The sequence below is a fragment of the Aquitalea sp. LB_tupeE genome (genome assembly GCF_013391415.1).
Lineage (GTDB): Bacteria > Pseudomonadota > Gammaproteobacteria > Burkholderiales > Chromobacteriaceae > Aquitalea.
Genome location: NZ_JACAXB010000061.1, coordinates 1 through 694 on the forward strand (window position 1 = coordinate 1; position 694 = coordinate 694).

The 694-nt window shown below is 58.8% G+C and carries 1 protein-coding gene; it reads right to left on the reverse strand.

The annotated features are described in order from the left end of the window. A partial coding sequence (locus tag HWX34_RS21000) for an IS5 family transposase (protein WP_178974155.1) occupies positions 1–694 on the reverse strand: 694 nt, incomplete at both ends.

The window sequence follows — 694 nt, forward strand, 5'->3', positions numbered from 1 at the left end:
CGGCGTCACCCTCATCTTGCGGCAGGCACTGACGAAGCCACGCGTGTCGTCGTTCTTGTCGGCCCCGACCGTGACGCGGGCATTCGGTTTGCAAACATCCGCCAGCATGGTGGCTGCCACATCCCGTTCTGCATAGCCATCGGCGCTGCTGGCACGCACATTGACCACCAGTCCGTGACGATTGTCGGTCAGCACATGACCCAGGTAGCTCAGCTGCGCCGGTGCGACACTGCTTTTGCGGTATAGCTTGCTGTCTGGATCGGTAACCGAAGCATGACTGGCGTTACTGCGCTTCTCGCCATGCCAGTTGCCTGGGGGGCGATCATCATCGCTTCCGTCCTTGCGTCGCACACTCTTATGGCTGGCCCACGCCTGGATCAAGGTGCCATCGACGCTGAAATGTTCACCCGATAGTAGCCCCTTACTGGCGGCCATCTCGACAGTGGTATTGAACAATTCGGTGACGGCATCAAAGGTAATCAGCCGGTCACGATTCTTGCTGAATACGGAGTGGTTCCACACGGGGTCTTCGATGGCGAGGCCGACGAACCAGCGGAACAGCAGGTTGTAGGAAATCTGTTCGACCAGCAGCCGCTCGCTGCGGATGCTGTACAGCACCTGGAGCAACATGGCACGCATCAGTTTCTCAGGCGCAATGCTTGGTCGTCCGCCTTTGACATCGGCCTCGTACATT